The sequence below is a fragment of the Kluyvera huaxiensis genome (genome assembly GCF_040149365.1).
Classification (GTDB): domain Bacteria; phylum Pseudomonadota; class Gammaproteobacteria; order Enterobacterales; family Enterobacteriaceae; genus Kluyvera; species Kluyvera intermedia_A.
The window spans coordinates 1-313 of record NZ_JBEFLV010000068.1; the positions used below are offsets into that span (position 1 = coordinate 1).

A 313-nucleotide genomic window follows, 5' to 3' on the forward strand; every position below is an offset into this window, starting at 1 on the left:
AGACTCGAACACACCGCTTATCTGTTCTTATTACGGAGAACAGACACAGTGTGTCGTTTCAATTTTCAGCTTGATCCAGATTTTTAAAGAGCAAATATCTCAAACGTAACTCAGAGAGTCAGTTTTGAGATATTGAGGTCGGCGACTTTCACTCACAAACCAGCAAGTGGCGTCCCCTAGGGGATTCGAACCCCTGTTACCGCCGTGAAAGGGCGGTGTCCTGGGCCTCTAGACGAAGGGGACACTGAAGTCTCAATCGCAAGACGCCTTGCTATTTACTTTTCATCAGACAATCTGTGTGAGCACTTCAAAG

1 tRNA gene is annotated in these 313 nt (G+C 46.6%); it reads right to left on the bottom strand.

Annotation, left to right across the window (positions count from 1 at the left end):
- Positions 1–167 precede the first annotated feature (167 nt).
- A tRNA-Glu gene (locus ABOC97_RS23960) sits at positions 168–243 on the bottom strand.
- Positions 244–313: the final 70 nt, after the last annotated feature.